General features: G+C 62.7%; 13 protein-coding genes. 8 read left to right on the forward strand and 5 right to left on the reverse strand.

The genetic code is table 11. The features are described 5' to 3' along the window. The first annotated feature begins 378 nt into the window (after positions 1 to 378). Genes NKJ18_RS12385 through NKJ18_RS12395 form a run of 3 tightly spaced genes read left to right on the forward strand, consistent with a single transcriptional unit; the run spans position 379 to position 3030 of the window. On the forward strand, positions 379 to 945 hold the full coding sequence (locus tag NKJ18_RS12385) for a sigma-70 family RNA polymerase sigma factor (RefSeq protein WP_027049224.1): 567 nt from the start codon (positions 379 to 381) through the stop codon (positions 943 to 945). Between the two features lie 14 nt (positions 946 to 959). Next, positions 960 to 1628, forward strand: coding sequence for a hypothetical protein (locus NKJ18_RS12390; RefSeq protein WP_027049225.1), 669 nt, complete (start codon positions 960 to 962; stop codon positions 1626 to 1628). Then, positions 1618 to 3030: a S8 family serine peptidase gene (locus tag NKJ18_RS12395; RefSeq protein WP_352758303.1), complete on the forward strand. Its 1413-nt coding sequence runs from the start codon at positions 1618 to 1620 to the stop codon at positions 3028 to 3030. Before NKJ18_RS12390 ends, NKJ18_RS12395 begins: the two co-directional genes overlap by 11 nt. Before the next feature lie 25 nt (positions 3031 to 3055). Here the strand turns inward: NKJ18_RS12395 and NKJ18_RS12400 are convergent, their stop codons facing one another. Continuing rightward, positions 3056 to 4402, reverse strand: a complete 1347-nt coding sequence (locus NKJ18_RS12400; RefSeq protein WP_023668894.1) for an NAD(P)/FAD-dependent oxidoreductase — start codon at positions 4400 to 4402, stop codon at positions 3056 to 3058. 166 nt (positions 4403 to 4568) lie between these two features. Further along, the gene (locus NKJ18_RS12405; protein WP_023668893.1) at positions 4569 to 5591 is read right to left on the reverse strand and encodes a substrate-binding domain-containing protein; all 1023 of its coding nucleotides are present in this window, start codon (positions 5589 to 5591) and stop codon (positions 4569 to 4571) included. A gap of 364 nt (positions 5592 to 5955) precedes the next feature. Between NKJ18_RS12405 and NKJ18_RS12410 the strand changes: the two genes are divergently transcribed. The 5 genes from NKJ18_RS12410 to NKJ18_RS12430 all read left to right on the forward strand — a co-directional run bounded on the left by NKJ18_RS12410 (position 5956) and on the right by NKJ18_RS12430 (position 12564). Next, positions 5956 to 7311 (forward strand): ABC transporter substrate-binding protein, encoded by a 1356-nt coding sequence (locus NKJ18_RS12410; RefSeq protein WP_023668892.1) that lies wholly within the window; start codon positions 5956 to 5958, stop codon positions 7309 to 7311. Between the two features lie 235 nt (positions 7312 to 7546). Next, the gene (locus tag NKJ18_RS12415) at positions 7547 to 8560 is read left to right on the forward strand and encodes a carbohydrate ABC transporter permease (RefSeq protein ID WP_023668891.1); all 1014 of its coding nucleotides are present in this window, start codon (positions 7547 to 7549) and stop codon (positions 8558 to 8560) included. Between the two features lies 1 nt (position 8561). Beyond that, positions 8562 to 9716 carry a carbohydrate ABC transporter permease gene (locus NKJ18_RS12420; protein WP_023668890.1) on the forward strand — a complete coding sequence of 385 codons (1155 nt, stop codon included), beginning with the start codon at positions 8562 to 8564 and terminating at the stop codon, positions 9714 to 9716. 5 nt (positions 9717 to 9721) lie between these two features. Then, on the forward strand, positions 9722 to 11386 hold the full coding sequence (bglA, locus tag NKJ18_RS12425) for a beta-galactosidase BglA (protein WP_352758304.1): 1665 nt from the start codon (positions 9722 to 9724) through the stop codon (positions 11384 to 11386). Positions 11387 to 11451: 65 nt separating this feature from the next. Beyond that, positions 11452 to 12564 (forward strand): ABC transporter ATP-binding protein, encoded by a 1113-nt coding sequence (locus NKJ18_RS12430; protein WP_352511116.1) that lies wholly within the window; start codon positions 11452 to 11454, stop codon positions 12562 to 12564. 72 nt (positions 12565 to 12636) lie between these two features. Here the strand turns inward: NKJ18_RS12430 and NKJ18_RS12435 are convergent, their stop codons facing one another. The 3 genes from NKJ18_RS12435 to NKJ18_RS12445 form a co-directional block, all read right to left on the reverse strand. Next, a complete protein-coding gene (locus tag NKJ18_RS12435; protein WP_023696902.1) occupies positions 12637 to 12870 on the reverse strand; it encodes a DUF680 domain-containing protein in 234 nt (77 codons plus the stop codon). 70 nt (positions 12871 to 12940) lie between these two features. Further along, positions 12941 to 13144: a DUF680 domain-containing protein gene (locus tag NKJ18_RS12440; protein WP_023668886.1), complete on the reverse strand. Its 204-nt coding sequence runs from the start codon at positions 13142 to 13144 to the stop codon at positions 12941 to 12943. 66 nt (positions 13145 to 13210) lie between these two features. After that, positions 13211 to 13417 carry a DUF680 domain-containing protein gene (locus NKJ18_RS12445; protein WP_023668885.1) on the reverse strand — a complete coding sequence of 69 codons (207 nt, stop codon included), beginning with the start codon at positions 13415 to 13417 and terminating at the stop codon, positions 13211 to 13213. Between the last annotated feature and the right edge of the window lie 499 nt (positions 13418 to 13916).

Here is a 13916-nt window from a genome sequence, read left to right on the forward strand (position 1 = left end):
CCCACCCGCTCGGCATCATCGACACACGGCACATGAAGCTTGTCCGCCGCAGCGCCGCGCCAACCAATCCGCTTGGCGCTGCGGCGGACGCATAGAGGGAGAGAAGTGTCACCTATGTATCCGGTTCAAAGTGTTACCCATCTATCGGCTGGACAAGGGTGAGGGGCAGCGCAACATCAAACATAAATACCCCAACGCCGGTGCCGCCCCTCATCCGGCTGCCGCCACCTTCTCCCTGTATAGTGACGGGGAGAAGGGAGACACTCTGGCAACACTCACCTTCTTCGGTTAGCTTCGCCAAAATTCCTTGGCGGAAGGATGAACCTTTTTGAACCTATCGGCGACAGAGCAGACAGGAGCCAGGCGGCTCGACCGGCCATGACGGCAGCGACCGAGACTGATCCCGCGCTTGTCGACCGGGTCGCGAAGGGCGACCGTGCCGCTGTTCGGCTGCTGTTCATGCGTCACCACGCGCGGGTCTACCGCTTCGTGGTGCGCCAGACGGGATCGGAAATGATGGCCGACGATATCGCAAACGAGGTCTTTCTCGAGCTGTGGCGCCAGGCGCCCGGTTTCGAAGGGCGCTCGGAAGTCTCGACATGGCTGCTCGGCATCGCCCGGTTCAAGGCGCTGTCGATGCTTCGCAAGAAAAAAGAAGACTGGATCGATGACGACGATGCGGCGCAGGTTCCCGACGGCGCCGACACGCCGGAAGTCGCCACCATGAAGGAAGACAAGGGCGCCGCTTTGCGGCGCTTCGTCGATGCCTTGCCGGAGGAACACCGCTCGGTGATCGACCTTGCCTATTACCATGGACAGTCGGTGACGGAGATTGGCGAGGTGCTCGGCATCCCGGTCGCCACCGTCAAGACCCGAATGTTCTACGCCCGCAAGAAACTCGGCGAAGCCCTCAAGGCCGCCGGTTACGACAGGGGGTGGCCATGAGCAATCCTGAAGACATGAGCGCCGCTGAAAAAATGTCGCGCCGTGACGAAATGGAAACGCTGCTGCCGTTCTACCTGAACGGCTCGCTGGAAGGCTCGGACCTCGAAGCCGTCGAGGAATGGCTGGCGTCCGACCCGGCTGCGATGGCTGCGCTTGGCGAGGCCGAGGCCGAATTCTCCGGCGCCACCGCCGCCAACGAAGCGATCCGGCCACCGGCCGATGCGCTCAGCCGCTTTGCCAGGGCGCTTGACGCCGAAGCCGGACCGGTCCGCGCGCCGGCGGGCCGTTCCTGGCTGTCGCAGGCGCTCGGCCGTGTCGTGGCGGTGCCGGTCGGTGTCGCCTGGGCGGCGGCCGCTGTCTTGCTGGCGTTGGTCGTGGTGCAGTCCTACGTGCAGACCGGCGGCAAGGGTAATGATTTCGAGATTGCCGGGGCCGAGGACGAGTTGGCGAAACTGCCGTTCGCGCTGGTCAAGTTCAAGCCGGATGCGAAGATGTCCGACATCGCTGTCTTCCTCGACCAGAACGCGCTGAAGATCGCCGGCGGGCCGGCCGCCTCGGGCGTCTTCCGCATTGCCATCCCGGTCAAGACCGGAGCAGACTACACCAGGCTCGTCGGCCTTATTGCCGCCCAGCCGTTCGCGGAGACTGTGATCGAGGGAAGGAAACCGGTTGATGGCAGCTAGGGCGGTCATTCGATTTGCGGCGATCCTGGTGGCGGCGACGACAATCGTCGCCGTGCCGGCGTCGGCGCAGACCAATGATCCCAATGCCGGCCGGGCCGACTGCACCGACGCGGCCGGGGCGGCGGCTGCCGACTGCCCGAAAGACGGCAATGAGGCCAAGGTCGGCGGCGAACCAGGCGCAGTTACCCTTCCGGCCCTGATCGTCGACCTGTTTCCCAACCCACCGGCTCCCGTAGCGCCCGTGCCGACGCCGCGGCCGTCAGCGCCGCCTGCCGACACGCAGGCCGGGCCACCCGCCGGCGGGGCGATCGTTTCGCCGACCGATCTTGTCGCGACCGCGCCGCGCCGTGCCATCGCCGGCGAGTTCGTGCCCGACGAGGTGCTGGTGACCGTCGACGGCGATGCCGGCGCCGTCCAGCAGATCGCCGCCTCCTTCGGCCTTGAAGTGCGCTCGCAGCGCCAGTCGCGGCTGCTCGGCACCACGCTGGTGCGCTTCGGCATTCCCGACGGCCGCCCGGTCGGCGCCGTGCTGGCGCAGCTGGCCGCCGATGGCCGCACCCTGCGGCGCGAGCCAAACCATATCTATTCGCTGCAGCAGGCGGCCGGCATCGTCAACTATGCCTTCGAGCGCATTCAGCTCGACAACAAGCAAGCCAGTGGCGAAAACGTGCGCATCGCCGTCATCGACACCGGCATAGACGACACCAATCCGGCGCTGACCGGCGTCATTGCCGACCAGTTCGACGCCATGCCCAACGTGCCGGTCGAAAAGCGTGACCACGGTACCTCGGTCGACGGGCTGATCGCCGGCGTCGGCGCGCTCGAAGGCATGGCGCCCGGCGCCAGGATCTATCACGCCCGCGCCTTCGAGGACGGCAGGTCGACCATGGATGTCATCCTGTCGGCGCTCGACTGGGCGGCGGACCAGAATGTCAGCATCATCAATATGAGTTTCGTCGGCCCCAAGAACGATCTGCTCGCCACCGCCTGCCGCAATGCGCGCGGGCTCGGCATCATCCTGGTCGCTGCTGCCGGCAACAACGGGCCGAAAGCGCCCTATGGCTACCCCGCCGCCTATGACGGCGTGATCGCGGTCACCGCCACCGACGCCAAGGACGGGCTGATGCAGCAGGCCAATCGCGGCGCTTATGTCTTCATCTCGGCGCCCGGCGTCGAGATGGTGGCGCCGAGCGGCGCCGGCTCTGACGTCGTCACCGGCACCTCGTTTGCCGCCGCGATCGTGTCCGGCGCTATCGCCAATTTGATCCACGCTTCACCCGAGCGCTCCGCCGACGACATCGAAAAGGCGCTGGCCGCCACCGCCAGGGATCTCGGTCCGAAGGGACGGGACAATGATTTCGGTTATGGGCTGCTGGATACGAAGGCGGCGGCGAACAAGTAAACCGGGCGAAATTCGCGCCACCAATTCAGAGCGCCGGGCCCAGCCGGACAGGGCTGCCATCATGGAAGCGTGACAGCCGGAAGCGGCTGAGGTCGTGCCCCGTCTGGTTTCCCTGGATCAGGTCGGCAACGACACGGCCTATGCCAGGCCCGATACCGAAGCCGTGACCGCTCATTCCCGTCGCGACGAAAAGACCGCCGACGGCCTGCACATGATCCACGATGGGGACGACGTCCGGCATGGCGTCGATCATGCCGCCCCAGCCTGCCTTCAGGCGAACTGTTTCGAGCTGTGGAAAAAGACGTCCGAAATTGCGTTCTATCGAACGCAGACCGGCTCGTTCAGGGGGCGGGTTCAGCACCCGCATTTTTTCGAAAGGACTGACGGAATCCGGCGCCCAATCGCGCGGCGTCGACCACGCATCAGGGTAACCTGACGGGGCGAACGGAAAGTAGCGCGTCCCGAACGGGTTATCCCTGAGGGCGGGAAGGTATTTGGTGGCGTGCCGGAATGCGTCAGGCCCCAAATAAAGCAAATGGCTGCCGCCCGCGGCGAGCGTATATCCGCCATCCTGCCTGCGCCGGAACGCTATGTGTTCGTCGGCCGCCGCACCGGCATAGACCTCAGGCATGGGCTCCGTTGCGGCTGCGGTTACTCTGACGCTGAGCTGGGGGATGGAGATGCCGTGTCTGCGCAAGAACAGAGATGACCAGGCGCCGCCGGCGACCAGCACGCTGGAGGCCTCGACATACCCCGCCTCGGTCCACACGCCCTTGACCTTGCCGCCTGAGAGTTCGAGGGTTCGCGCTGCGCAATTCTCGACGATTTTGACGCCTTTTCGCACGGCGAGCCGGGCAAGTGCGGGCACCGCCAGCCAAGGCTCCGCGCGCATGTCGGAGGGCGTCGTCATCGCGCTCTTGAATTTGCGCGACATGCCTTTGATGAGTGTCGCGGTTTCGTCTGCATCCAGGAGACGGGTGTCGAGCGCATGGATCGCGGCGATCTTCATGAAGGCTTCGAACCCGGCCATGTCCTTGTCGGTGTTCGCCAGGTAGGTCACACCTGTCTGGGTCAGGCCGATGTCCTCGCCGCATTCCTCAGCCAGTTGCCGCCACAGGCGAATAGCCTCGATGACGATGGGCAGCTCGTCGGCGTCGCGTCCCTGCTTTCGAATCCAGCCCCAGTTTCGGGACGACTGTTCGGCCGCAATGCGCCCTTTTTCCAGCAGCGTCACCGGGATGTTCCGCTGTGCCAGGAAAAGCGCCGTCGTCACACCGATGATGCCGCCACCGACAATGACCACCTCCGACGTTTTCGGCGGTGGGCCAGGATGCCGGATTGGATCCGTTTCGGAGAACGGGAATATGGGCAAGTGGCGCACCCTGAGGACTGGTTGATGGCTCTGGCTTACTGGTTGCCACCCACTCGAAGCCAAATCAAGGACAGGTCCAGGCAGACCGTTGTCCCAACGAAGTCAATCTATCTGCGGGCAACATCCACATGGGTGAACTTGCCCAGCGGAGCAATTGGATTAATCCCTAAACCGGCGCGCCGGCGACCGAGCCTCTCACCACCAGGTCGACAGGCCAGACCTCGCCCCGCGCCCCTTCTTCCAAGCCGGAAATGCGCGCTGCCAGGCGTTTGGCGATGCGGGCGCCGGCGAGGCGGATCGACGAGCGCGTCGTCGACAGCGGCACGGAAAAATTCTCCGGCTTCAGCCATGGAAAGACGTCGTCATGGGCAATCAACGACAGGTCGCCGGGAATGGTCAGGCCAAGGTCGCGCACCGCGCGCACGACGCCGAGCGACATGATCAGGCTGGAGCAGGCGATCGCCGTCGGCCGCTCGCTCTGTTCGAGCAGGCGCCTGGCGGCGCGGTAGCCGTTCTCCTCGGTCATGGTGAGTGAACAGACATGGCGCTCGCCGAGCGTCAGGCCGCTCGCGGCCAGCGCCCTGCGCATGCCGCGCTCGCGGTGGATGGCGAAGGTCTCGCGGTCGTCGCCATTGATCAGCGCCAGCCGCCGGTGGCCGAGCTGAACCAGCAGCCGGGCCGCATCGTGGAAGCCGCCCTCATTGTCAATGTCGGTGAAAGGGTAGTCGAAATCGGAACCCTCGCTGCGGCCATGGACGATGAAGGGAATGCCGAGCGTGTTGACCAGCGCCACCCGCCGGTCGGCCGGGCGCGGCGAGGAGATGTAGACGGCGTCGACCTGTCGGTTGGCGACGATGCGGCGATAGGTGGTTTCCTGGTCGTCGGCATCGGCCGGCGACAGCACCAGGTCGAGCTCGTGCGAGCGGGCATAGTCGCCGAGGCCGGAGAGGAATTCGACGAAATGCGGGTCGATGTCGACGGAGGCGCCCGTCGGCAGGACATAACCGATCATGCCCGTCTTGCCGGTCGCCAGCCGGCGCGCGCTCGGGTTGGGCCGGTAGCCGTGGCGCTTGGCGGCATCCACCACACGCCGGCGGGTTTCCTCGTTGACCTCGGGATAGCCGTTGAGCGCACGGCTTACCGTTGTCTGCGACAGGGCCAGCATATGAGAGAGCTGCTTCAGGTTCACCGGGAGGCCTCCAAGCCTCAAAGCGCTTTTAATTTTGAAGCCACGCGGCGCCACAATGGGCGCGGCCAAGCTGGTCGACCATACGCACTGGTCAGGCCAGTTTGAAGCTTAATACGCTGCTGCACCGCCGTAAAACTATGCTGCAGCGCACTTTACCAAGTCTTCCAGCTCGAAATTAAATCGATTAGCCCACCGCCCTCTTGACTTCCAGCCGATTCAATGGCGAGATCAAAAAGACCAAAGCGCTTTGGAAGACTCTTCGAAAGGTTGCGGTTCCTTTCTGAACGAGTCACAGTCCTGCAGCGTCGGCGGGCGGAATGGAGGTTCCGTCCGGGTGTATGTGTCCACACTGGGAGGAATACCGATGAAGAAGATGCTTCTGCTTGGCGCAGCGTTTGCCACGCTCGCCTTGTCCCTGCCGGCGCAAGCCGAACTGAAGTTCAAGCCCGGGGAAGACAAGCGCTTCAACTGGGCCAATTACGAAGAACTGAAGAAGGTCGATCTCAAGGGCGAGACACTGACTATCTTCGGGCCCTGGCGCGGCGAGGACGAAGGCCTCATCCGCACTGTTCTCGAATATTTTCAGGAAGCCACCGGCGCCGAGATCAAATACTCCTCGTCGGAAAATTACGAACAGCAGATCGTCATCGATACCCAGGCCGGCAGCCCGCCCAATATCGCCGTACTGCCGCAGCCGGGCCTGATCCAGGATCTGGCGTCCAAGGGCCTTTTGACGCCGCTGGGCGACGACACCGCCAAATGGATCAAGGACAATTACGGCGCCGGCCAGTCATGGGTCGATCTCGGCACCTTCAAGGACAAGGACGGCAAGCCGGGCTTCTTCGCCTTTCCCTACAAGGCCGACGTGAAATCGCTGGTCTGGTACTCGCCGGACAATTTCGAGGAAGCCGGCTACAAGGTTCCCAAGACCCAGGAAGAGCTCGCCGATCTCGAGAAGAAGATCATCGCCGACGGCGGCACGCCGTGGTGCATCGGCCTCGGCTCAGGCGGCGCTACCGGCTGGCCGGCGACCGACTGGGTCGAAGACATCATGCTGCGCACCCAGGCGCCCGACGTGTATGACAAGTGGGTAAAGAACGAGATCCCGTTCAACGATCCGGCGGTGGTCAACGCCATCGACATTTTCGGCAAGATCGCGACCGACGACAAGATGGTCGACGGCGGGGCCAAGGCGGTTGCCGCGACCGACTTCCGCGACAGCCCGAAGGGCCTCTTCTCGGTGCCGCCGAAATGCTACCTGCACCATCAGGCATCGTTCATCCCGACCTTCTTCCCGGAAGGCACAAAGGTTGGACAGGACGCCGACTTCTTCTACTTCCCGCCCTATGCATCCAAGCCCGAGCTGGGCACGCCTGTGCTCGGCGCCGGCACGCTGGCCATGATCACCAAGGACTCGAAGGGTGCACGCGCGTTCATCGAATTCCTGAAAATGCCGCTGGCACATGAAATCTGGATGGCCCAGGGCGGCTTCGTCACGCCGCTTAAGTCGGTCAACAAGGATGCCTATGCCAGCGACGCGCTGAAGAAGCAGGGCGATATCCTTGCCAATGCCTCGACCTTCCGCTTCGACGGTTCGGACCTGATGCCGGGCAAGATCGGCGCCGGCGCCTTCTGGACCGGCATGATCGATCTGGTCGGCGGCAAGTCGGCGCAGGATGTCGCCACCGACATCCAGAAGAGCTGGGACGCTATCAAGTAGTCAGCTGGCAAGCAGTCAGCTGGCAAGTAACCACTGCCAAGTAATCAGCCGCTTTGGCGGCAAATTCAGGACTTCCTCCACAGACTGGGTCCGGGCCGCTATGGCCCGGATCCGACCGGCGCCTTACGCCGGACCGATTTGCGTTCGTTCGTTTCAGAATAACTTAAATCGGCGCAGAGCCACATCGCCAGGGCTGTTCAAGGCCCGGCCGATCATGCGCAGGGAAGAGGGACCCATGGCTGCTCAGATCTTATCGGCCATTTTTGTCATCATCATCGGCGTCGGCGGCTGCGTCGCCTATTTCTGGGGCGCCAACAAGCTGGTCGACCTGATATTCCCGTCGCGCGGCGTGGCCGGGGCTGCGGCCATCGACAATCTGCGCCGGCAAGGACTGGTCCGTCCGTGGCTGTTCGTCGGCCCGGCGATGATCATCCTCACCGTCTACCTGATCTATCCGGTGGTGGCGACGCTCTGGCTGTCCTTCCTCGACCGCGGCGGCCAGCATTTTGTCGGCTTCGCCAACTATGAATGGGCGTTCGGCGACCGCGAGTTCCGCAACTCGATCCTGAATAACATCATCTGGCTGGCGGTGGTGCCCGCCGCCTGCACCTTTCTAGGGTTGATAATCGCCGTGCTCACGGACAAGATCTGGTGGGGCACAATCGCCAAGAGCCTGATCTTCCTGCCGCTGGCGATCTCCTTCGTCGGCGCCAGCGTGATCTGGAAATTCATCTACGAATATCGCGGCGAGGGCCAGACGCAGATCGGCCTGCTCAACGCCATCATCCAGTATTTCGGCGGCCAGCCGCAGGTCTGGATATCGCTGCCGTTCTGGAACAATTTCTTCCTGATGATCATCCTGATCTGGATCCAGACCGGCTTTGCCATGGTCATCCTGTCTTCGGCGTTGCGCGGCATCCCCGAAGAGACGCTTGAAGCCGCGGTCATCGACGGCGCCAATCCGTTCCAGATCTTCTGGAAGATCATGGTGCCGCAGATCTGGGGCACCATCGCCGTGGTCTGGACGACGATCACCATCCTGGTGCTGAAAGTGTTCGACATCGTGCTGACCATGACCAACGGCCAATGGAACAGCCAGGTGCTGGCCAATCTGATGTTCGATTGGATGTTCCGCGGCGGCGGCGATTTCGGCCGCGGCGCCACCATCGCCATCATCATCATGATCGCGGTCATCCCGATCATGGTCTGGAACATCCGCCAGGCGAACAAAGAGACGGGAGGACATTGAGATGGCCGTCGCGACCGGAAAGTCCTTTGCCAGCCGCTTCGGTGTCCACATCGCCGTGCTTGTCTTCGTCGCCGTCTGGACCGTGCCGACGCTCGGCATCCTGGTCTCGTCGCTGCGCGACAAGGACCAGATCATCGCCTCGGGCTGGTGGAACTCGTTCTCCAGCTCCAGCCAGACTGAAGCCGGCCGCCTGCCGCCGGCCTCGGCGCAGGTCGAGAAGGACGGCAAGTTCGTGCTTGCCGGCAATATCTTCGGCGACGGTGCTGCGCGCAACATCAGCGCCTTCGGCGTCAAGTCGGCGGCACCGACGCAATATCCGGCCGGCACCACTGCCGATCTCGGCGACGGCGTGACCTTGCAGCTCAATGCCGACGGAACGTTCGTCATGAGTTCGCCCAAGGCTTTCGAAGGCGACCGTGGCCAGCGCGTCTATTACGCCTCGTCGGCGCCACCGAAATTCACCACCGACAATTACAAGACCGTGCTGTTTTCGGAGGGCATCGGCCGCTCGTTCATAAACTCGCTGACCGTCACCATCCCGGCGACGGTCATCCCGATCCTGATCGCCGCCTTCGCCGCCTATGCATTGGCGTGGATGCGTTTTCCCGGCCGCGCCTTGCTGATCGCCACAATCATCGGCCTGCTGGTCGTGCCGCTGCAGATGTCCTTGATCCCGCTTTTGAAGATCTACAACGGCGTCGGCATCTTCTTCGGTGTGCCGTCGAAAACCTATCTCGGCATCTGGCTGGCGCATACCGGCTTCGGCCTGCCCTTCGCCATCTATCTCCTGCGCAGCTATATTGCCGGCCTGCCGCGCGAGATCATGGAATCGGCGCGCATAGATGGCGCCAGCGATTTCGAAATCTTCGTCAAGATCGTGCTGCCGCTGTCCTTCCCGGTGCTGGCGTCCTTTGCAATCTTCCAGTTCCTGTGGGTGTGGAACGATTTGTTGGTGGCAATGGTTTTCCTCGGTACCGAAGGGGACCAGATCGTGCTGACCGCGAAGCTCAACGCGCTGCTCGGCTCGCGCGGCGGCGACTGGGAAATCCTGACGACATCGGCCTTCGTCACCATTATCGTGCCGCTGATCGTGTTCTTCTCGCTGCAGCGCTATTTCGTCCGCGGGCTGCTGGCCGGCTCGGTCAAAGGAGGTTGAGACTTATGCAAGCCGCTTTGAAGGCGACCTCGAAGCCCGATCTCGCCGTCGATCGCGACTGGTGGCGGGGCGCGGTGATCTACCAGATCTATCCGCGCTCCTATCAGGACTCCAATGGCGACGGCATCGGCGACCTCAAGGGCATCATCCGCAGGCTGCCCTACATCGCCTCGCTCGGCGTCGACGCCATCTGGATTTCGCCCTTCTTCAAGTCGCCGATGAAGGATTTCGGCTACGACGTCTCGGACTATTGCGACGTCGACCCGATGTTCGGGACGCTCGCCGATTTCGACGCGCTGGTTGCGGAAGCCCATCACCTCGGCCTCAAGGTGATGATCGACGAGGTGCTGTCGCACACCGCCGACAACCATCCATGGTTCAAGGAGAGCCGCGCCAGCCGTAGCAATCCCAAGGCCGACTGGTATGTCTGGGCCGACGCCAGGCCGGACGGCACGCCGCCCAACAACTGGCTGTCGATCTTCGGCGGCTCGGCCTGGCAGTGGGACACCAGCCGCCAGCAATATTATCTGCATAATTTCCTGTCCGAGCAGCCGGACCTCAACTTCCACAATCTGGAAGTCCAGGACGCGCTGCTCGACGTCACCCGCTTCTGGCTGGAGCGCGGCGTCGACGGCTTCCGCCTCGACACCATCAATTTCTACTTCCACAGCCAGGGGCTGGAGAACAATCCGCCGCTGCCGCCCGAAGAGCGCAACGACCAGACAGCACCTGCGGTCAATCCCTACAACTACCAGGACCATATCTACGACAAGAGCCGGCCGGAAAACCTTGCCTTCCTCGAACGGTTCCGGGCGCTGCTCGACGAATATCCGGCGGCCGCCGCGGTCGGCGAAGTCGGCGATTCGCAGCGTGGGCTGGAAGTGGTCGCCGCCTACACCGCCGGCGGCAAACGCGTCCACATGTGCTATTCCTTCGATTTCCTGGCGCCGGAAAAGATCAGCGCCGCCAAGGTGCGCCAGGTGCTGGAAGCCTTCGGCAAGGTCGCCAGCGACGGCTGGTCGTGCTGGGCCTTTTCCAACCACGACGTGATGCGTCCGGCCTCGCGCTGGGCCGCCGACGAAGCCGACCCGGCCGCCTATCTGAAGGTTATCTCGGCGCTGCTGATGTCGCTGCGCGGTTCGGTCTGCCTCTATCAGGGAGAGGAGCTTGGGCTGGGCGAAGCCGAGTTGCAGTTCGAGGATCTGCAGGACCCCTACGGCATTCGCTTCTGGCCCGAATTCAAGGGCCGCGACGGCTGCCGCACGCCGATGGTGTGGGATGCAACCGCCAGCAATGCCGGCTTTTCGACGGCCAAGCCATGGCTGCCGGTGCCGGGCAAGCACTTGTCGCAAGCGGTCAATGTTCAGCAGGGCGACGCGGCCTCGCTGCTCGAGCACTACCGGCGCTTTCTCGGTTACCGCCGCCAGCATCCGGCCCTCGCCAAAGGCGACATCGAGTTCATCGAAAGCGAGGGCGACACCGTCGCCTTCACCCGCCGTGAGGGCAATGAGCAGATCGTCTGCGTCTTCAATCTGGCCAGCAAGCCGGCCGAGGTCGATCTCGGTGGTCAGGCGCTGCTGCCATTGGCCGGGCACGGTTTTTCGGGACAATCCGGCACAGGTTCCATCCGCCTCGGCGGCTACGGCGCCTGGTTCGGGCGCATCGACTGAGTTTTTGACGAAACTGGATTTTTTGAGGAAATCCAGGTTCTCTAGGGAAATCACGGGAGGAAATTATGGCCGATGTCACGCTGAGACAGGTGAAGAAATCATACGGCAATCTGCACATTCTCCACGGCATCGACCTCGACATAAAGTCGGGCGAGTTCATCGTCTTCGTCGGCCCGTCGGGTTGCGGCAAGTCGACCTTGCTGCGGTCCATCGCCGGGCTTGAGGAGATCACCTCCGGCGAGCTGAAGATCGCCGGCGAGGTGGTGAACGACGTGCCGCCTTCCAAGCGCGGCATTGCCATGGTGTTCCAGTCCTATGCGCTCTATCCGCACATGACCGTCTACGACAACATGGCCTTCTCGATGAAGATCGGCAAGGAAAGCAAGGCCGAGATCGACAAAAGGGTGCGGCAGGCCGCCGAAATCCTGCAACTGACCAAATATCTCGACCGTCTGCCCAAGGCGATGTCGGGCGGCCAGCGCCAGCGTGTCGCCATTGGCCGCGCCATCGTGCGCAACCCGAAAGTGTTCCTGTTCGATGAGCCGCTGTCGAACCTCGACGCCGCACTGCGCGTCGCCACCCGCATCGAGATCGCCAAGCTCAAGGAATCGATGCCTGCCACGACCATGATCTACGTCACCCACGATCAGGTCGAAGCGATGACGCTGGCCGACCGCATCGTGGTGCTGAAGGACGGCCATATCGAGCAGGTCGGCACGCCGATGGACCTCTACAAGAAGCCCGGCAATCTGTTCGTCGCCCAGTTCATCGGCTCGCCGGCCATGAACATCCTGCCGGCGACGATCGACAGGACGGGCAACCCGACAATCGTCAGCCATGTCGGCGGCCGCAAGGCCACGGTGCCGATTGCAACGCCGGCGTCAGCCAAGGGTGCGGCGGTCAGCTTCGGCGTGCGGCCGGAGGATCTGTCGGTCGCCACCGGCACGGAATATCTTTTCGAGGGCGTGGTGGACTATGTGGAGCAGCTCGGCGAGGTGCAGCTGGTCTATATCGATATCGGCCGCGCCGACCTGCCATTGGTGACCAAGCTGCCCGGCAATGTCGAGGTCAAGCGCGGGGCAAAGCTGCGGCTGACCGCGGATGCCGGGGACCTGCACATCTTCGACGCCGATGGGCACTCCTTCTCGCTCAAGCCGGTGGAAGTGAAGGCGGCTTGAGATAGCTGCGTCGTACAGGCATGAAAAAAGAGCGGCGGGCTAGGCCCGCCGCTCTTTTTTAAGCTTCGGCTGTTAGTTGTTGCCGAACCGATCCCTGTCGCTGCTCTGAGGAACGAACTTCTGTTGGTCGTCCGACGAGTTCAGCAGCTTGTAGACCGCCGAGTTGGTGCCGGTCGACGAAGTGCGGGTGGTGTCGACGGCAGCGGCCGGCTGGTTGGCGCCATTGGAGCCATAATTGTCGCTGCCGGCAAAGGCAGCGCTCGAAACAGCCAGAACGGCTGCGGCGGCGAGAACGATCTTCTTCATTTTAGTCTCCTGAATTTTTCTGATGCCGCCAGCTGCAGCGGATAAGCCCGCCACGTGCTGGAAACCGGCTTTAGCGGCCGAAAAGGTTACGGTCGGCACCGTGGGCAGGCGCCTGCTCGGCTGGAGCCGACTTCTCAACCGAAGCCGTATGGCCACTATCGGTCGACGTAATCGCAGGCTGGTTGGCGCCGTTCGAACCGTAGTTGTCGCTGCCGGCGAAAGCGCTGCCGGAGATGGCCAAAACGGCGGCGGCAGCAAGGATGATCTTTTTCATTTCAAATACTCCTGAATTTTTTGGGATCCCGAGAGCGACGGGTTAGCCGCCCTTCTTTGGTCGGGATCAGCGATTGCCGTAGAGGTCGCGGTCGGCGCCCTGAACGACAGGCTGCTTGTCAGCGTGCGCCGGCTTCTGAATGGAAGCCGTATACGAGCTGTCGACCGAGACGGCTGGCTGGTTCGCACCATTGGAACCGTAATTGTCGCTACCGGCGAAGGCGCTGCCGGTGATCGCCAAAACGGCTGCGGCAGTGAGGATGATCTTTTTCATTTTTAGTACTCCAGTTTGTCTGTCCGTCTAGCGGCGTGTCTTGGGAGGAATTCGCGTCGTTCGGACAGCCCCGATGTGGGAAAGCCATAGGCTGGTTTCCAATCACGAAGTTGTTCCGTGTGGACCACGGTCCTGCACCTTGAAATTGTGCCAGGAAGTTCCTCTATGGTAATTTATCGCATTGTTTTCAGTCGCTTATGCCGAACCGAGTGGTTCGCTCCGATGTCGGTTTCCGGGCCGTCGTTCACACCGTCCTGCACGCATTGTCAACAGAAACGAACCGTTCGGTTCGATTAGAGATTGCTAATAGTAACTTTTCGATACCGTTGAGCCCTTTTTGCCCCCGATCGAACTGGATCCGCAGCGATTCGAAACGGCGATGATGGCGTCGCAAGAAACGTCTCAGCTCTTTGACCGGCGGCGGGGGGCGTATGCCGCGCGTGTCGCGCCGCATGGATATGATGTCGCTTTCATGCCGACGTCGCGATCGCTGCCGTGA

It is taken from the genome of Mesorhizobium sp. M0217, from assembly GCF_040321955.1.
Lineage (GTDB): Bacteria > Pseudomonadota > Alphaproteobacteria > Rhizobiales > Rhizobiaceae > Mesorhizobium.